Genomic DNA, 18,335 nt, shown 5'->3' on the forward strand with positions numbered 1-18,335 from the left:
CACTAAGCCAATTGTTTTGATTTTTTTGGGACGCGGTGCCTGTCCCCCGCGTCCCTACTTAGTTAATTTAACTAATTATGTTATACTAAGTGTAACGAATTAAAGTGAAGGCGGAGGAATATCATGCAACGTGGCTCATTTCAATTAATGAAATCAGTAAATAAAACAAATGTTTTAAATAAGATTCGAACTTCAGAACCGATTTCCCGAGCTCAAATTGCAAAGGATACAAAGCTGACCCCTCCAACTGTCAGCAGTATCGTTAAGGAGCTAATTAATCAGGGACTTGTAAGAGAAAGTGAACTTGGTGTATCTAAGGGTGGACGAAAACCGACAATGCTGCTTATCAATAGTAATGCTTTTTATGTTATTGGAGTAGATGCAGGGCCGGAAACAGTGGAATGTATTCTTGCTGATTTATCGGGTGAAATCTATGAAAGAACATCCAGTAAGCTTAAAAATTCAATTTCAAATGATGAGTTTATTACGATTTTAAAAGAAAATATATATAGATTATTACAGTTTTCTGCAACAAACCAAGACAAGATTATTGGGGTTGGTGTGGCCATGCATGGTGTGGTGGATGTCGATTCAGGTACATCTCTTATTGCACCAAACCTAAACTTAAAAAACATTCCCATCAAAGCAGAACTGGAGCAGGAATTTAACCTCACGATAAAGGTTGAAAATGATGCTCGAGCAATGGCACTGGGAGAGTCTTGGTTTGGCGGTCATGGGGATTTAGATAGTATGGTTGCTGTCAATATTGGACGTGGTGTCGGTTCTGGTATGGTCATCAGTGGGAAGCTGTATCATGGTGCACAGGATATCGCTGGTGAGATAGGACATATGACAATTGATATCAATGGTGGAATTTGTGAGTGTGGAAATCGAGGTTGCTTACAAACCTTCGTAAGTGGAGATGCAATTGCCAAGCAAGCCAGTAAAAAAATCGAGGATGAAGCAATCTCTCGAGCATTAACAGGAAAGAAAGTGTATGAATACGCCCAAAATGGGGATAAGGTTTGTATTGATATTTTGCAGGAGACAGGGATGGTTATCGGTATCGGGTTAACAAATTTAATACATTTAATTAACCCAAGCAAAATAGTATTGGGTGGTGGGGTGTTGAAAAGTGAGAAGTTCATTTTACCTGTCATTAAACAAACAATACAGGAGCGAGCACTTACACCTCAAGCAAAAGAGACAGAAGTAGCGGTTTCGACCCTTGGTGATGATGCAACCCTATTAGGTGCGGTCTCACTATTATTAGTAGAGTTATTTGATGATGTTTAAAAAGTGCCAGAGCACCTCTTCATTAGAAAAGCTGAACACGATTATGATGTGTTCAGCTTTGTTTTTTTAAGACTATTCTTCTACATCAAACGAAAACAACGTTTGCTTGCTATAGTCTTCTTCGGGTTTTAATATAATACTAGATAATCCATCATGATGTAGTGATGCTGGGGATCCTTGGGTTTCAAAACAGACACCGAGATGTTTTCTAGATATTCCTTCCGTCAATGGGATTCCTTCTTCTAAATCATTTGCCGTATACATAATCATTCCAGGTTGATTCGTTTTCACGGTCAATCTGCGGCCATTCTCCGTATCCCTTAGTAATACACTGTTTTCTTTTTTATGGTCAAAAATAAAATAGTGATCATAACCCCCCAGTACGACATGATTCTTTTCGGAGTGGCGCTGTAACCCTTCACCAAGTACACGACCATCACGAAAATCAAATAGAGTCCCAGTGCTGTCTACTAATCTGCCAGTTGGAATTAGCTCTTGATCAAGCTCGACGAATTTCCTGCTATCGATTGCTAGATGATGCTCCTCTATCGTATTTTTTAAATTACCGCTTAAATTAAAATACGAATGATTTGTCAAGGTAAGTGGCGTTGCTTTATCGGTACTTGCAGCGTAATCAATGGTGAGCTGATTATAATTATTAAGCGTGTACGTAACTGTAACTTTTACGTTTCCTGGATAATTTCCTTCGCCATCTGCGCTTTGGTGGGTGAGCTTCAATCCAACGGTATCTTCCGTTTGGAATGGCGCCGTATGCCAGATAACTTGATGAAACCCGTGCGATCCTCCGTGTAGATGATTCCTACCGTCATTCGTTTCCAAATGATACGCCTCGCCATCAAGTACAAATGAAGCGCCCGCAATTCTCCCGGCAACACGTCCAATTAAGGCACCAAAATAATTGGGGTTCTGCTCATAATTTTGATAATTTTTGTAGCCAATTACAACGTTTTCCAAATTTCCGTTTCGATCGGGGACCATTATTTTTGTAATGATCCCACCGTAATTAAGAATACTAACAGCCATACCTTGGTCATTCGTCAGCATGTATTCATTCCATTTCCCTGAAATATCTTTTTCCTTTATCTTCATCATCCGCACCTACTTATTTATTTTCTCAATAAACCGTTCAAAAGCAGCCCGCTCTTTAAATACGCCAGCATCTTCAAGTACTTTTACGAACTTTTTCCCAAGCTCTTCCTGTAAAATCGTATCCACTTGTTTTGGGTCTGTAACCGTTCCATATTTTTGTTTCATCCACTCTGCCCACGCTAGATGATGTGTTTCTATAGCACTGGGGTCATCCATTAAGTACTTTTTAATATCTGCTAGTTCATCTTTCAGTCTAGGGGGCAACACAGCGAGTCCCATTACCTCAATCAACCCGATATTTTCCTTTTTTATATGATGTACATCCTCATGTGGATGGAAGATTCCTTGTGGATGCTCCTCTGATGTACGATTATTCCGCAATACGAGATCTAACTCAAAGACACCATCACGGTTTCTGGCAATTGGCGTGATTGTGTTATGCGGTGTTTGATCAGTAAAGGCAATGATGTTTGAGTGTTCATCTGAATAACGTTTCCAAGTTTGTAAAATATGATCTGCAGCAGTAGTGATTGAATCGATTGTATTCCCTTTTAGACGGATAACGGAAAGTGGCCATTTTAATACAGTTGCATCAATTTCAGGGTAACTGCTTAATGAAAATGAAAATGCTTGCTCGGCATTTGCCATCGCAAATTCATATCTCCCTGCCTGATAATGATCGTGGCTTAATATCGAGCCGCCAACAATCGGTAGGTCTGCATTTGATCCAATCATATAGTGCGGGAATTTCTCTGTGAAAGTTAGTAGTCTTGCAAATGTGTGTTTATCAATTTTCATATTACGATGGTTTTCTGCCAGCAAAATACTGTGCTCATTGTAATAGACGTATGGTGAATATTGAAGGTACCAGTTTTCATCTAAGAGTGGAACCTTAATAATGCGGTGATTAGATCTTGCCGGGTAACCGGTTCGGCCTGCATAGCCTTCATTTTCAATGCATAACAAACAGTTAGGGTAGTTTCCCGTTTGCTTCATTTCTCGTTCCCGCTTAATTTGTTCTGGGTCCTTTTCTGGCTTTGATAGATTAATGGTAATATCCATTTGGCCATATGCAGTATCTGCTTTGAAAGAAATATTTTTCCTGATTCGATTCAATTGAATATAGTTACTGTTTTTACTGAGATTATAAAAATAGTCTGTTGCTGCAACGGGCGATTGTTTATATTTCTTGTTAAACGTAGCTTCTACAACCGATGGCCTTGCAACGAAGCAATTCATTATATTTGCTGATAGAATTTCTTTATCATCGAAAACATCATCAATGACATGATAAGCAATGGCATAGTCGATGATTTTTTCAAGTATATTCGGAATAGAGTCAGCTGTACTAGAATCAACGTTATCCGGAAATGACTCCAAATGTAATAGATTCATAACTTGATTTTGAACATAAATGGTATCTTTTGGCTCAATCAGTTTTACTTCTATTCCTTGTTGGATTAGCCCGGCAATGTTTTCGTAAATCACTTTTTCACAACCTTCCCGTAACCACTTGGATGAGCTACATGCCATCTCCAAGCATCCTGTATGATTTGATCAATGGAAGTACGTTCTGGTTTCCATCCCAGTACTTGTTTTGCCTTTTCTGAGCTTGCAATTAAGATACTAGGATCGCCTGCACGTCGATCTCCGATTGTTACGGGAATTTCTTTGCCAGTTACGGTTCTAGCGGCCGCAATCATTTCTTTTACAGAAAATCCTTGACTGCTTCCCAGGTTGAAAATATCACTTTTACCATTTTCTAATAAATAATCAAGTGCCAGGATATGTGCGCTAATAAGATCTTCCACATGGACATAATCACGAATGCATGTGCCGTCTGGTGTGTCATAATCTTCGCCAAAAATAGTGATATGGGGACGCTGACCAAGTGCTGTTTGTAATATAATTGGAACTAAATGAGACTCTGGCCGATGATCCTCACCGATTTCAGCAGTTTCTCTTGCGCCGGCAACATTGAAATAGCGTAATGATACAAACCTCACATCATGAGCTTGTGCGGTCCATTTCATCAGTTTTTCCATCGTTAGCTTTGTTTCGCCATAGGCGCTGGTTGGATTGGTTGGCAGGTTTTCTGTGATTGGAACAGACTCCGGCTCTCCATATGTTGCGGCAGACGATGAGAACACAATACATTTCACATGATGTTCAACCATTACTTGCAGCAAAACCTGTGTTCCATAAACATTATTATCAAAGTATTGGAGAGGTTTATCCATTGATTCTCCAACAAGAGAGTTTGCAGCAAAATGAATAACCGCTGCTATCGATTCTTTTTCAAATACTGTGCGGAGGAATTCCTTATTTCGAATATCCCCTTGGTAAAACACTGCTTCTGGATGTATGGATTCTCTATGGCCGGTCTCAAGGTTATCGACAACTACGACATCTTTCCCCTGATCCATTAACTGGTATACGGCATGTGATCCAATGTAACCCGCTCCACCTAGAACTAAAATACTCATTGCACTGCCCCCTCTAAAATTTCCTTTGCTCCATCTCCAATTGCAGCCATGTAGAAAGTTGCATCGTACCCGACTTTATCGCGATAGATTGCATTGACATTGTTCTTAAATTCCTCCATCTTATCTTTTCCAACGATTGCAATCGCACAGCCTCCGAACCCTGCACCGGTCATCCGTGCGCCTAGCACTCCTTTTTGTTCCCAGGCAGCTTGCACAACAGTATCGAGTTCAAAACCGGTAACTTCATAATTACTCTTTAGTGAAATATGAGATTCATTCATCAATTTCCCAAAAGCCTGAAGATCTGATTGTTGCAGTTTATTTAGAGCCTCGAGTGTTCGAGCGTTTTCATAGACGACATGTTTGGCACGTTTCTGATTGATGTTATCCGAAATAAGATGTTTATACTTCTCAAAGTCTTCTATCGTTAATTCACCAAGACTTTCGATTTTACATTCCTTTTGCAATTCTAGAAGTGCAAGCTCACATTGGGCACGCCGTTCATTATAATTAGATCCTGCTAATGTACGCTGTTTGTTCGTATTAATAATCACCACAGCGTGTTCCTTTAGTTCCAGTGGTGCATACTCGTATTCCAATGTTTGACAGTTTAATAGAATCGCGTGATCTCTTTTGCCCATTGCGATTGCAAATTGATCCATGATTCCACTATTAACACCGATGTATTCGTTTTCAATCCTTTGACCGAGCTGAATCAACTTCATACGATCAATGCTTAAATTGTACAGTCCTTCCAAAAGCACACCAGTTGCCATTTCAATCGAGGCAGAAGAAGATAGACCAGCTCCATTTGGAATGTTTCCATAAAATAAAATGTCAGCACCATGGGTAATTTCATATTCAGCGTTTTTTAAGTAGAGTAGCATTCCCTTAGGGTAGTTCGACCAATTGTCTGCTTTATTGTAGGATAAATCAGCTAGGTTACATTCTATGATTCCTTGATTTTGGAAATTGATAGAGTGGAGTCGCAGCTTTTGGTCATCTCGTTTTATTCCTAGGGCGTATGTACCGTAAGAAATGGAAGCAGGGAAAACATGGCCTCCATTATAGTCTGTATGTTCGCCGATTAGGTTAATTCTCCCTGGCGCAAAGAAGGTCCTTGGTGTTTGGGTCGTGTTGAAGATTCTTTGGAATTCTTGAATTAAATTTAGTGAAATCATCATCATAACCTCCTTATTCGAATTTGATAATTAATTACTGTTGCTAAAACGGAGTTAATTAGGTATTATATTAATTAAGTTAATTAATTAAGTTTAGTCTACTATTTTTTTAAAAGATATGCAACAGGAGTAAATAGCGGGAATGAGATTTTAATTTATATATTTGCCCTATTTGAAAGCGTTTAAGAGGAAAAATAATTAATTGGGAGGATCCTATATTGTCTAATAAAGATTATGAATTATTGTCAGTCTTAGAGAAAAACCGCCTTAAAGAACGATCTTATTTTATGTCCTATAAGAACCGAGCTGAGGCTCTAAGTTATGAACGAGGATTTGCAAATGGTTTCTTATTATTAAATGGACAATGGAAATTTAACTATGCTGAAGCACCTGAATTAGCAAATGAAGAATTTTATAAAAAAGAATTTGATGTAAGTGAGTGGGAAGATTTGCAGGTACCATCCAATTGGCAAATGAACGGGTATGGAAAACCACATTATACGAATGTTCAATATCCATTCCCTGTGGATCCTCCTCATATTCCTTCTGAGAATCCAACCGGGTCATACCGAAGAGATTTTAACATAGCAAAAGAGATGCTTGATGAATCTATCATTTTACGTTTTGAAGGGGTAGATAGTGCTTTTCATATATGGATGAATGGCGAATTCGTTGGCTACAGCACTGGAAGTCGATTAGCATCTGAATTTGATATCACTTCTTATGTAACAGAGGGGAAAAATACAATCGCAGTACGTGTATATCAATGGTCTGTTGGGAGTTATATCGAGGATCAGGATATGTGGTGGTTGAGCGGGATGTTCAGAGATGTTTACGTAATCACAAAGCCACAAGTCCATGTCAATGACTTTTTCGTAAAAACAATGCTTGATGAAAACTATGATCATGCTGTTTTAAATGTACAGTCCCTGATTAAGACGCGTGGAAATACTAGTGAAAGATATAGTCTCGAATATCAGTTGCTGGATAATCGATATAAAGAAGTGAAGACTGCAAAGCAAGAATTAACTTTTAATGGTGAGAAAGATCATGAGCAATCCATAAGCATGGATATAACTTCTCCCCTTAAATGGACAGCTGAAACCCCTTATCTCTATCACTTACTCATTACATTGAAGGATGAAACTGGTGAAATAGTGGAAGCCATCCCTTCGAAGATGGGATTCAGACAAGTTGAATTGAAAGATGGCCTCATTCAGATAAATGGTGTACCGATTATGTTTAAAGGGGTCAACCGTCACGAACATCATCCGGATTTAGGAAGAGCGGTACCAATCGATTGGATGGAAAAAGATATTCAATTAATGAAGCAGCATAATATTAATGCAGTTCGTACGGCGCATTATCCAGATGATCCACGGTTTTACGATCTTTGTAACGAATATGGATTATATGTGATTGATGAAACAGATATTGAATGTCATGGATTCACACGTATTGGTGATCCACATCAATTGAGTGAAGATCCAGATTGGAAGGATGCATATATCGATCGTATGAAACGAATGGTAGAAAGAGACAAGAACCATCCTTCTATCATTATCTGGTCTTTAGGAAATGAATCAGGGTTTGGTCAGAATCATTTGGATATGGCTAAGTGGGCGAAACAATATGATCCAACAAGATTAATCCATTATGAAGGGGAAACCCGCTTTATTATGGAGGAATCAAATCATAATCCGGAAGTGTTAAACAATGCTGCGGACATGTTCTCGACAATGTATACTTCCGTAGAAATCATGGAACGATTAGGCGCAAGAAAAGATTTAAAACAACCGCATATCCTTTGTGAATTTGCCCATGCGATGGGAAATGGACCTGGCGGGTTTAAGGAGTATTTCGAAACTTTTTACAAACACAAACGGTTGCAAGGCGGTTTCGTTTGGGAATGGATGGATCATGGAATCCGTCAAACAACGTCGGATGGGGAGGACTATTTTGCCTATGGAGGCGACTTTAGCGAAATACCCCACGACTCCAATTTCGTTATTGATGGAATGGTAATGCCTGATCGTACGCCATCACCTGCATTATTAGAATATAAGAAAGTCATTGAGCCAGTTAAGATGACAGATGTAGATTTAAAAAATGGAACGATTCGAATTACAAATCAATACGATTTTCGTAATTTAAGTCATTTATCAAGTTCTTGGTCCCTTGTAGCAGATGGGGAAATTATCGACTCTGGATCACTGGATATTACCGATATTAAAGCTGGTGAAGCAAAAGAAGTAGAAATTCCATTCACAGTTCCACCATTCATGAAGGATAAAACGGATTATTGGCTAACGATTCAACTCTATCAGAATGAAGATACGAAATGGGCAAAAGCAGGACACGAAGTTGCTTGGGAACAGTTCCTATTGCCAGTTGTGCAAAGTGACAAGGTAGAGTCTGCTTCTCCAGCAACTATCAACGGGCCTCTAGTTGTGAAATCACAAGACAATCAATACTTAATGGTTACCGGTGATACGTTCCAAATGATGTTTAATAAAATTTCCGGTGTTATCGATTCTTGGAAATATAATGGAGAAGAGATAATGGAAAAAGGTCCTACCCTAAACTTTTGGCGTGCGACAACGGATAATGATCAGTTAGGTTCTGAAGAATTCAGTTCACCTGTAGAGGAAAAGAATTGGAAAGAGCAAGGAATTCATATGATGCAGCAACGAATAAAAGATATAAACTATGAATCTTCTAAAGGAAGAGATGTTGTCACGGTTACGGTTGATGGAAAAGTGTCACCTCCTGGATTTAGCTGGGGATTCGATACAATTATTACGTACAAAATATTTAATGATGGTACTGTTACGATTGCTGTTTCAGGTAAAAAGATTGGGGAATCCTCTGAAACTTTACCACGAATCGGTTTGCAAATGAACCTAGCCAAACAATTTGATCAGGTGGACTGGTATGGTCGTGGTCCTGGTGAATCCTACGCCGACAGTAAGCAGGCAAATCGCTTTGGTGTTTGGTCAAAAACAGTTAACGAACTGTTTACGCCATATGTAGTTCCACAGGAAAATGGAAATCGCACAGATGTTACGTGGGCATCCTTAACGAATAATAGTGGAGTGGGCTTGTTTTTAGCAGGTGATGATTTTAATTTTAGTGCGCATCATTACACGACTGAAAACCTGCAGGAAGCTCGTCATACGTATGATTTAGTGAAGCAGGATTATATTGTATTAAATATGGATCATAAGCAACAAGGGATAGGTTCTGCAAGCTGTGGACAAGGCGTAATGGAAAAATATCAATTAAAAAATGATGATTTTTATTTCTCAGCTACATTCAAGGGCTACTCGAAAAATGAGTTTTCTCCAAATAAGTTATATAAACGTATGAGTAGAATTTGAATCTCTTCATAGGCTCACTATTAGAAGAAGCAAAGGCTTACGTTTAGTTCAAGAAGTTTTGTTCATAAGCATCGGACATTTCAAGTGTGTAAAATCATGCTTGAAGGTCTTTTGCTTATGTGCTGCTTCTAAATATTCATTTTTTCATTACTGACAGGGGACTTTTATATTTTGTTAAGATTGAAGTAGGAATCTATAGAAAAAATTGTCGAAACAATGAAAATAGATGGCTATCTGTCATTGACAAGTAGAGAATTAACGTATAATATAACTATTAATTAAATTAATTAACTAACTATATTATGCGGAATTAATTTAATAGAATACGAGATTGTTACTAAGTTATGAAGGTGCACCAAAAATAATTAAAACAATTTATTTTTAAATCTTTATGAAAGCGCATTAATGTTTGATAATTTTAATTTTACGTTTATAAATTAATCAAAATCTGAGGAGGGAATGAAATGAGAAGAAAAACACTGTTGCTACTTAGCTTCGTTGCAATCCTTTTTGTAACAGCATGTTCGAGCAGTTCTACAAGCAATGGGAAAGGTTTAGAGGAATTAACTGTTTGGGCTTGGGATCCCAGTTTTAATATTAAGGCATTGGAAATGGCTGAAGAGGAATATAAAGCGGAACACCCTGATTTTAAACTGAATATTATCGAGAATGCACAGGACGATATCATTCAAAAGCTAAATACGACTCTAAGTTCAGGATCTACAAAAGGATTACCCAATATCGTTTTGATTGAAGATTATCGCGCAAAAAGTTTTCTTGAAGCCTATCCAGGTTCCTTTTATGAACTGACAGATAAGTTTGATACAAGTGATTTCATACCATATAAGATAGCTGCTACAAGTATTGAAGATAAAAATTACGCAATTCCTTTTGATACTGGTTCAACCGGGCTATATGTGCGAACAGATTTATTAGAGCAAGCTGGATACACGGTCGAAGATTTACAAAATATTGATTGGAATCAGTACATTGAAATCGGTAAGGATGTAAAAGAAGCTACTGGTAAGAAACTGATTACGAATAACCATAATGACCTCGGAATACTTCGAATCATGATGCAGTCTAGTGGAACGTGGTATACAGAAGAAGATGGTGTTACAACAAATATAGCTAATAATGAAGCGTTAAAGATTGCTTTTAAAGTTTATAAAGATCTAGTAGATGAAGATTTAATGAATGTGCATTCTGATTGGAGCCAACAAATACAAGCACTTAACAGCGGAAAAGTGGCATCTATACCAATTGGTAATTGGATTACGCCATCCATTAAAGCAGAAGAATCACAAACAGGTGATTGGGCAGTTGCCCCAATACCGAGTCTTCCAGGTATGGAGGAATCTGTACATGCTTCCAACCTTGGTGGAGCTTCCTGGTATGTCCTAAATATTGAAGGCAAGGAAGAAGCTGTTGATTTCTTAACTACTACATTCAGTTCAAATGTTGATTTCTATCAAGAGCTCGTTTCTGAAGTAGGTGCAATAGGTACATACATCCCTGGAACAGAAGGGAAAGCATACAAAGCAAAAGATGACTATTTTGGTGGGCAAGCAATTTATGAAGATTTTACAAATTGGTCAAAAGAGATTCCAGAAGTAAATTATGGCATGAATACGTATGCGATTGAAGACATCATCATTGTTGCCATGCAAAAATATCTGCAGGGCGGAGATCTCGATACGATCCTAGAAACTGCCCAGGAACAAGCCGAGAAGCAGATTAGATAAGTAAGCTGGCTTGAGTTCATTGCACACCGTCAAAAATGATTTGTTGTTGTTTATTTAGTTTTTTATAAAGGAGTGAGCCACATGGAAACTACTAATATAAATAAGAGTGTTAAACAAAGGAGAGGGAAATCTAAATTCAAGCCTAAAAAAGGCCTCAGTGGCTGGATATTCATTCTAATATCCGTTATATTGATTTTTCTTTTCTATTTTTATCCTATGTTACAAGCCTTATTATTATCATTTCAATCAGGTCCGGGTGTGAATCTGGAGTTTGCAGGATTTGAAAATTATATTCGTTTATTTTCCGATTCCACCTTTCTAACGGCAGTTTTTAACACATTTATCTTTTTCTTGATTCAAGTACCATTAATGATTGTTCTTGGTTTAATTTTCTCAGTGATGCTAAATAATAAAAAATTGAAATTCAAAGGATTATTTCGAACAGCTATATTTTTACCAGCTGTTACATCTCTCGTAGCTTATTCCGTTATTTTTAAATACTTATTTAGCAATGATGGGATTGTTAATATGATTCTAATGAACTTCTCTATCATATCGGATCCCATTTTATGGCTATCAAATCCGTTTTGGGCAAAGGTATTAATTATACTAGCTATCACTTGGCGTTGGGTAGGTTATAATATGATTTTCTACCTTTCTGCTCTCCAAAACGTAGATGAATCAATCTATGAAGCGGCTAGAATCGATGGAGCATCGGCCTTTCAACAGTTCACCAAAATTACCATTCCGATGTTAAAACCAATCATTTTATTTACTTCCATTACTTCTACTATTGGTACGTTGCAGTTATTTGATGAACCAATGAATATTACTAGTGGTGGACCGGGTAATGCAACTTTGACCATTTCTCAATATATCTATAATTTATCTTTTCGATATACACCAGACTTTGGATATGCAGCAGCGGTTTCGTTCGCAATTGTTGCGATGATAGTATTCTTCTCTATCATTCAATTTAAACTAGCAGGTGATAAAAAATGATTAAACTAAAACAAGGATTTATATATGCGTTCTTAACCATTGTTTCTATCATATCTATTTTTCCGTTTTTCTTTATGCTAGTAAGTGCTACTAATAAGTCGATTGATGTAACTCGTGGCAGTCTTCTCCCGGGTGCACATTTGATTGAAAATATAAAAAGTCTATTAGCAACCGTGGATATTGGCCAAGCAATGCTGAATTCGGGAGTCATTGCTATTGTTACTACTGTGCTGTCATTGGTGATCGCATCACTCGCAGGGTATGGGTTTGAAATCTATCAAAGTAAAGCAAAGGATATTGTATTTAATATTTTGCTTCTTTCCATGATGATTCCTTTTGCGGTTTTAATGGTTCCTTTATTCAGGATGTTTGGAAGTATTTCTCAAGTAGCTCCTGCAATAGGAATTGATACCTTGCCAGCAGCGATTATACCTACGCTTACAACTGCTTTTCTAATATTTTTCTTTAGGCAAAATACAAAATTGTTTCCAAGAGCATTATTAGAAGCAGGAAGAATAGATGGTCTTTCAGAGTTGGGGCTTTTCTTCAGAATTTACATTCCAACGATGAAAACGACGTATGCTGCTGCTGCGATTATTACATTTATGAGTAGTTGGAATAACTATCTATGGCCACTCGTTATTTTGCAATCGCCTGAAAATCAAACGATACCATTGCTGATTTCCAACCTTGGATCGAGTTATTCACCTGATTATGGTGTTATTATGCTAGCCATTGTCATTGCGACATTACCAACGGCATTAATATTCTTCTTCCTGCAAAAATATTTTGTAGCAGGTATGTTAGGATCCGTTAAATAAAAGCATTCCATTTACTCGAGATTCTGGTAAATCCGATTCTCGAGTATTTGAACGTTTCGAAGAGTATTTAAATATGTTAAGTATAGTTTTACGGAGGTGTTATGACACATGATAATTTATAATGCATCAACAAAGGAATTTCATTTGCAGACACAATATAGCAGTTATATCTTTACTGTACTAAAGAACAATCAACTGGGTCATTTATATTATGGGAAGAAAGTCCAACACCGTGAAAGTTTTCAACATTTAATGACGGAAAGACAGAGGTCGAATACGAGTTATGTATATGAGGGGGACGAGCGTTTTTCATTGGAGATTTTAAAACAAGAATATCCTTCTCATGGAACGACAGATTACCGAGAACCGGCATTTCAGATTCTTCAAGAAAATGGAAGCAGAATAACCAACTTTGAATATAAAAGTCATGACATTTACCGGGGCAAAAAGCGCCTAGATGGACTGCCAGCAACCTATGTTGAAAGTGAAGTTGAGGCAGATACACTAGAAATTATATTATATGATGCATTGATTGATGTGGAAATGGTTCTTTCCTATTCCGTTTTTGAAAAATTTAATGCAATCACTCGAGCCGTGAAATTTAGGAACTATGGAAAAGAAGATATTAATCTAACTCGCGCTTTAAGTATAAATGTAGATTTCTTTGATGCTGATTTTGAAATGATTCATCTTTCTGGTGCATGGGCAAGAGAAAGATATATGAAATCAAGAAAGTTGGAACAGGGAATTCAAAGCATTACAAGTACGAGAGGAGCAAGTAGTCCCCATCAAAACCCATTCCTTGCATTAAAGCGTCCGACTACTACAGAAAATCAGGGTGAAGTTTATGGATTTAGCTTGGTGTATAGTGGGAATTTCCTAGCGCAAGTAGAAGTGGACCATTATGATGTTGCTCGTGTAAGCATGGGGATTAACCCGTTTGATTTTAATTGGTTGCTGGAGAGTGGGGAAAGCTTTCAAACACCTGAAGTAGTCATGGTTTATTCTGATGATGGCCTGAATGGGCTGAGCCATACTTACCATGAATTATATCGCAAGCGGCTAGCTCGGGGAAAGTGGAGGGACCGTGTTCGACCGGTTCTGATTAATAATTGGGAAGGTACATATTTTGATTTTGATGAAGAGAAAATACTGGATATGGCAAAGGAATCAAAGGATATAGGAGTAGAATTGTTTGTTCTCGATGACGGTTGGTTCGGAAAAAGAGATGATGATACTTCTTCCCTCGGAGATTGGTTTGTAGATAAACGTAAATTGCCTCATGGGATTACTGGTCTTGCAGAAAAGATTAAGGAGCTAGGGTTAGAATTTGGGCTTTGGTTTGAACCGGAAATGGTCTCCAGATTAAGTCAATTATATGAAGCACATCCCGACTGGATCATCCATGTGGCCGAAAGAAATCGTTCACACGGCAGAAATCAATATGTTTTAGATTTTTCCAGGGAAGAAGTGGTAAACCATATTTATGAGATGATGAAAAAAATATTATCTGATGCATCTATCTCCTATGTGAAATGGGATATGAATCGTTATATGACTGAAATTGGCTCGTTAAAATTACCTGCAAACAAGCAAAGAGAAGTTGCTCATCGCTATATTCTTGGAGTTTATAACTTATATGAAAGATTAACAACTGAATTTCCAGATGTTTTATTTGAATCCTGTGCAAGTGGTGGAGGGCGTTTTGACCCTGGAATGCTGTATTATACACCACAAGTCTGGACGAGCGATGACACAGATGCAGTTGAACGACTGAAAATTCAATACGGTACCTCTTTAATCTATCCGATTAGCTCGATTGGCGCGCATGTATCAGCCGTACCAAATCATCAAGTTGGTAGATTATCCAGCCTGGATACAAGGGCAAATGTTGCTTATTTTGGTGTTTTTGGATATGAGCTGGATATAACGACATTGAATGCTCAAGAAAAAGAAATCGTAAAAAGACAAATTGGATTTTATAAGGATAATCGAAATTTACTAATTAATGGAATATTTTATCGAATAGAAAGTCCATTTGAAAACGATGGAAATGTAACGAGTTGGATGGTTGTTTCTAAAAATCAGGAAGAAGCTCTTGTTGGTCGCTATCAGGTGCTTTCTCTAGCAAACGCGGGATTAAAACGCTTATTATTAAAAGGATTGAATGCTGATTTTGAATATCAAATCGAGGGATTAGATGGAACTTTCTATGGTGACGAGCTTATGCATGCTGGGTTACAGATTGATCTCTTTCCTGGTGAAGATTGGTCAACTGACTTTTCATCTCGAGTTTTTAAATTGGAGCGGAAATAGATGGACAGAGGGGATAGGTTCCTTGTCCCAAGTTTATATGTAAATGATTTGACAAAACCCAGATAAACAATTTGTGATTATGGTTAAATTTCAACCACTGTTTTGTTCCCAAGTGCTTCATTATCCAAAGACCTTGAAATGGAATTAACTTTAAATAATTTGGGACAAGGTGCCTGTCCCTCTGTCCTGAATTAAATATTGAGAATTCTGAGACTAGCGATACATTTCTGCTAGTCTTTTTGGTATAGTAAAGACAATAGACTTTTATTTACATAAAAATTGAAAAGGGGATGGGTAATTATGAAGGAGAAATACTTAGATTTATTGGCACAAAAATATGATACAGAAGAAAAAGTAGTTACGGAGATTATTAATCTTGAAGCCATCCTTGATTTGCCCAAAGGTACAGAGCATTTTGTTAGTGACTTGCATGGGGAGTATCAGGCATTTCAACATGTGTTAAGAAATGGTTCGGGTAAAGTAAAGGAGAAAATCCGCGACATTTTTAAGCAGGAACTATCGGAAGAACAAATTAATGAATTCGCGGCATTGGTGTATTATCCGGAAGAAAAGCTACAATTAATTCGGGACAGATTCAACAATAATGAGGAATTAAACGAATGGTATGAAACGATCATTGATAAGATGATACAACTCATTTCCTATGCCTCATCCAAATATACACGGGCCAAATTACGAAAAGCATTACCGAAGCAATTTGTATATGTTATCGAAGAGTTATTATATAAAAATAATGAATTCACAAACAAAAAGCATTACTATTCTACAATTGTCCAAAAGGTGATTTCCCTTGGTCAGGCAGATAAACTCATCATCGGGCTATCTTATACGACACAACAATTGGTTGTTGACCATCTGCATGTAGTGGGGGATATTTACGACCGGGGACCAGAACCAGATAAAATTATGGAAGCGCTTATCAATTATCATTCCGTTGATATTCAGTGGGGAAATCATGATGTATTGTGGATTGGTGCCTTCTCGGGATCAAAGGTTTGTCTAGCTAATATTATTCGTATTTGTGCGCGTTATGATAATTTGGATATTATTGAGGATGTGTATGGTATTAATCTCAGACCATTACTGAATCTTGCGGAGAAATATTATGGGGACAATCCAGTGTTCAGACCAAAGAGGCCATCTGACAAGCTATCCGAGCAGGAACTATTGCAAATCACAAAAATACATCAAGCGATCGCGATGATTCAATTTAAACTGGAAATGCCAATCATCAAGCGACGTCCATACTTTAATATGTCCAGCAGGCTTTTGCTTGAAAAGGTAGATTATGACAATAGTGAAATAACGATTCAAGGCAAAACATATCAATTAGATAACACCTGCTTTGCAACGGTTAATCCAGAACAACCCGATCAATTACTAGAGGAAGAGAAACAAGTGATGGACAAACTATTATTTTCTGTCCAGCATTCCGAAAAGCTAGCAAGACATATGGACTTCTTGATGAAAAAGGGTACGCTCTATTTGAGATATAATGGAAATCTATTAATACATGGCTGTATCCCAGTAGATGAAAAAGGAAATATGGAAAAGATGGTAATTGAAAATAAAACCTATGCAGGCCGTGAATTATTTGATGTTTTCGAAAGTTATTTACGTCAAGCATTCAGAAACCCGGAAGAAACGGATGATCTTGCGACAGATATGGTCTGGTATTTATGGACTGGAGAATACTCTTCGCTCTTTGGTAAAAGGGAAATGACGACATTCGAAAGATATTTTATTAAAGATAAGGAAACACATAAAGAGGGAAAGAATCCATATTATTATTTACGAGAAAAAGAGGAAGTTTGCCGTAATATTTTAGAAGAGTTTGATCTTGACCCAGATCAGGGCCATATCATCAATGGTCATACACCAGTGAAAGAGATTGACGGAGAGAATCCGATCAAAGCAAATGGGAAAATGATTGTCATTGATGGTGGTTTTTCTAAAGCCTATCAATCCACAACGGGCATTGCTGGATATACATTATTATATAACTCGTTCGGAATGCAATTGGTTGCCCATCAGCATTTTAGTTCGAAGGAAGATATTTTACGAAATGGAAATGATGTATTGTCGGTCAGACGGTTAGTAGATGAAGAGTTAGAGAGAAAAAAGGTTTTAGAAACGAATGTTGGAGCGAAGTTATTACAAGAGATTAATATGTTGAATGGCTTGATGAAATATCGATATATGAAATAAAAATAATAGTTACCAACCCATTTACGGACCTTGTTGCATTTGTCAATTAAATTCATAGATTTTCGTTAAATAGACATATTTATTTGACAAGTTTGTGAACATATTGAATAATGTAAAGAAAGGGGATGTTTGGGATGGAAATGAACGCAAAGTTATTGAAAGCAACTTCTTCTATTTGTGCAACATTATTGGCAATCGGTACAGCACTATTTCTTTATGGGTTTTTTGGAAGCGGTTCCTCTGAGATAACCGCCATTGGAATCGGTACTGTAATGGGTGCAACCTTTATCTTCATCATGGGGATTTTCCTTGTAGCTACAGAGGAGACGATTGATGAGGGGAAAAACCGAAAGAGACAGTTATTATAATGATAAAGAGACTGTTCATCTGGGATGGGCATTCTCTTTTGGTTTACAAGTCAACTCTATATCTATGCAAAAAAAGGTCTGGTTCATCATAGTGAACCAGACCTTTTCTATGTTTCCTAGAAATAACCCCAGACCATTGCAAGCAGGGAACCAAATACGGTTGCCAGTGCAATAAAAACTCCATAATACAGGGTTGTATAGATTGTCTTGCTATCTTCACCTTCACCTGCATGCATGAATATGATCAGCTGTACGCCGGCTTGTACGAATGCTGTGATAAGCAGAATTGTAATGCCAAGCTCGAATGACATATCCAGGAAGTAAACACTGAGTGCGATCACTGTTAGCAGCAATGAAAATATAAAGCCATTGACTTGTTTCATTGGAAATAATTCTCTCAT

Annotated in this window: 13 protein-coding genes; 8 read left to right on the plus strand and 5 right to left on the minus strand. The window is 37.5% G+C overall.

The features are described 5' to 3' along the window. The first annotated feature begins 123 nt into the window (after positions 1-123). The gene (locus BV906_RS13935) at positions 124-1,296 is read left to right on the plus strand and encodes an ROK family transcriptional regulator (protein WP_087974248.1); all 1,173 of its coding nucleotides are present in this window, start codon (positions 124-126) and stop codon (positions 1,294-1,296) included. A 72-nt stretch (positions 1,297-1,368) separates the two neighbouring features. On the opposite strand, the gene BV906_RS13940 is transcribed toward BV906_RS13935, so the two are convergent. From BV906_RS13940 to BV906_RS13955, 4 genes are read right to left on the minus strand one after another with little or no spacing between them, the layout of a single operon-like run. Continuing rightward, positions 1,369-2,406: an aldose epimerase family protein gene (locus BV906_RS13940; RefSeq protein WP_087974249.1), complete on the minus strand. Its 1,038-nt coding sequence runs from the start codon at positions 2,404-2,406 to the stop codon at positions 1,369-1,371. A 9-nt stretch (positions 2,407-2,415) separates the two neighbouring features. Beyond that, a complete protein-coding gene (gene galT / locus BV906_RS13945; protein ID WP_087974250.1) occupies positions 2,416-3,894 on the minus strand; it encodes a UDP-glucose--hexose-1-phosphate uridylyltransferase in 1,479 nt (492 codons plus the stop codon). Next, positions 3,891-4,892 carry a UDP-glucose 4-epimerase GalE gene (gene galE, locus BV906_RS13950; protein ID WP_087974251.1) on the minus strand — a complete coding sequence of 334 codons (1,002 nt, stop codon included), beginning with the start codon at positions 4,890-4,892 and terminating at the stop codon, positions 3,891-3,893. Before galE ends, galT begins: the two co-directional genes overlap by 4 nt. Next, a complete protein-coding gene (locus tag BV906_RS13955) occupies positions 4,889-6,073 on the minus strand; it encodes a galactokinase (RefSeq protein WP_087974252.1) in 1,185 nt (394 codons plus the stop codon). The genes galE and BV906_RS13955 overlap by 4 nt, the downstream gene beginning before the upstream one ends. 218 nt (positions 6,074-6,291) lie before the next feature. Between BV906_RS13955 and lacZ the strand changes: the two genes are divergently transcribed. The 7 genes from lacZ (at position 6,292) to BV906_RS13990 (ending at position 17,934) form a co-directional block, all read left to right on the plus strand. Further along, entirely contained in the window at positions 6,292-9,453 is a 3,162-nt protein-coding gene (lacZ, locus tag BV906_RS13960; protein WP_342744393.1) for a beta-galactosidase, LacZ type, read from the plus strand. A 464-nt stretch (positions 9,454-9,917) separates the two neighbouring features. Further along, a complete protein-coding gene (locus BV906_RS13965) occupies positions 9,918-11,198 on the plus strand; it encodes an ABC transporter substrate-binding protein (protein ID WP_087974254.1) in 1,281 nt (426 codons plus the stop codon). A gap of 81 nt (positions 11,199-11,279) precedes the next feature. Continuing rightward, positions 11,280-12,200 carry a carbohydrate ABC transporter permease gene (locus tag BV906_RS13970; RefSeq protein WP_087974255.1) on the plus strand — a complete coding sequence of 307 codons (921 nt, stop codon included), beginning with the start codon at positions 11,280-11,282 and terminating at the stop codon, positions 12,198-12,200. After that, positions 12,197-13,021 (plus strand): carbohydrate ABC transporter permease, encoded by an 825-nt coding sequence (locus tag BV906_RS13975; RefSeq protein ID WP_087974256.1) that lies wholly within the window; start codon positions 12,197-12,199, stop codon positions 13,019-13,021. The genes BV906_RS13970 and BV906_RS13975 overlap by 4 nt, the downstream gene beginning before the upstream one ends. Before the next feature lie 108 nt (positions 13,022-13,129). Next, positions 13,130-15,337: an alpha-galactosidase gene (locus BV906_RS13980; protein ID WP_087974257.1), complete on the plus strand. Its 2,208-nt coding sequence runs from the start codon at positions 13,130-13,132 to the stop codon at positions 15,335-15,337. A 300-nt stretch (positions 15,338-15,637) separates the two neighbouring features. After that, positions 15,638-17,566 (plus strand): fructose-1,6-bisphosphatase, encoded by a 1,929-nt coding sequence (locus BV906_RS13985; protein ID WP_087974258.1) that lies wholly within the window; start codon positions 15,638-15,640, stop codon positions 17,564-17,566. Positions 17,567-17,700: 134 nt separating this feature from the next. Further along, a complete protein-coding gene (locus tag BV906_RS13990; RefSeq protein WP_087974259.1) occupies positions 17,701-17,934 on the plus strand; it encodes a hypothetical protein in 234 nt (77 codons plus the stop codon). Positions 17,935-18,050: 116 nt separating this feature from the next. Here the strand turns inward: BV906_RS13990 and qoxD are convergent, their stop codons facing one another. Beyond that, complete coding sequence (qoxD, locus tag BV906_RS13995) at positions 18,051-18,335, minus strand: cytochrome aa3 quinol oxidase subunit IV (RefSeq protein ID WP_087974260.1); 285 nt, start codon at positions 18,333-18,335, stop codon at positions 18,051-18,053.

This window comes from Oceanobacillus rekensis (genome assembly GCF_002153375.1).
In the GTDB taxonomy this organism is placed as follows: domain Bacteria; phylum Bacillota; class Bacilli; order Bacillales; family Amphibacillaceae; genus Oceanobacillus; species Oceanobacillus rekensis.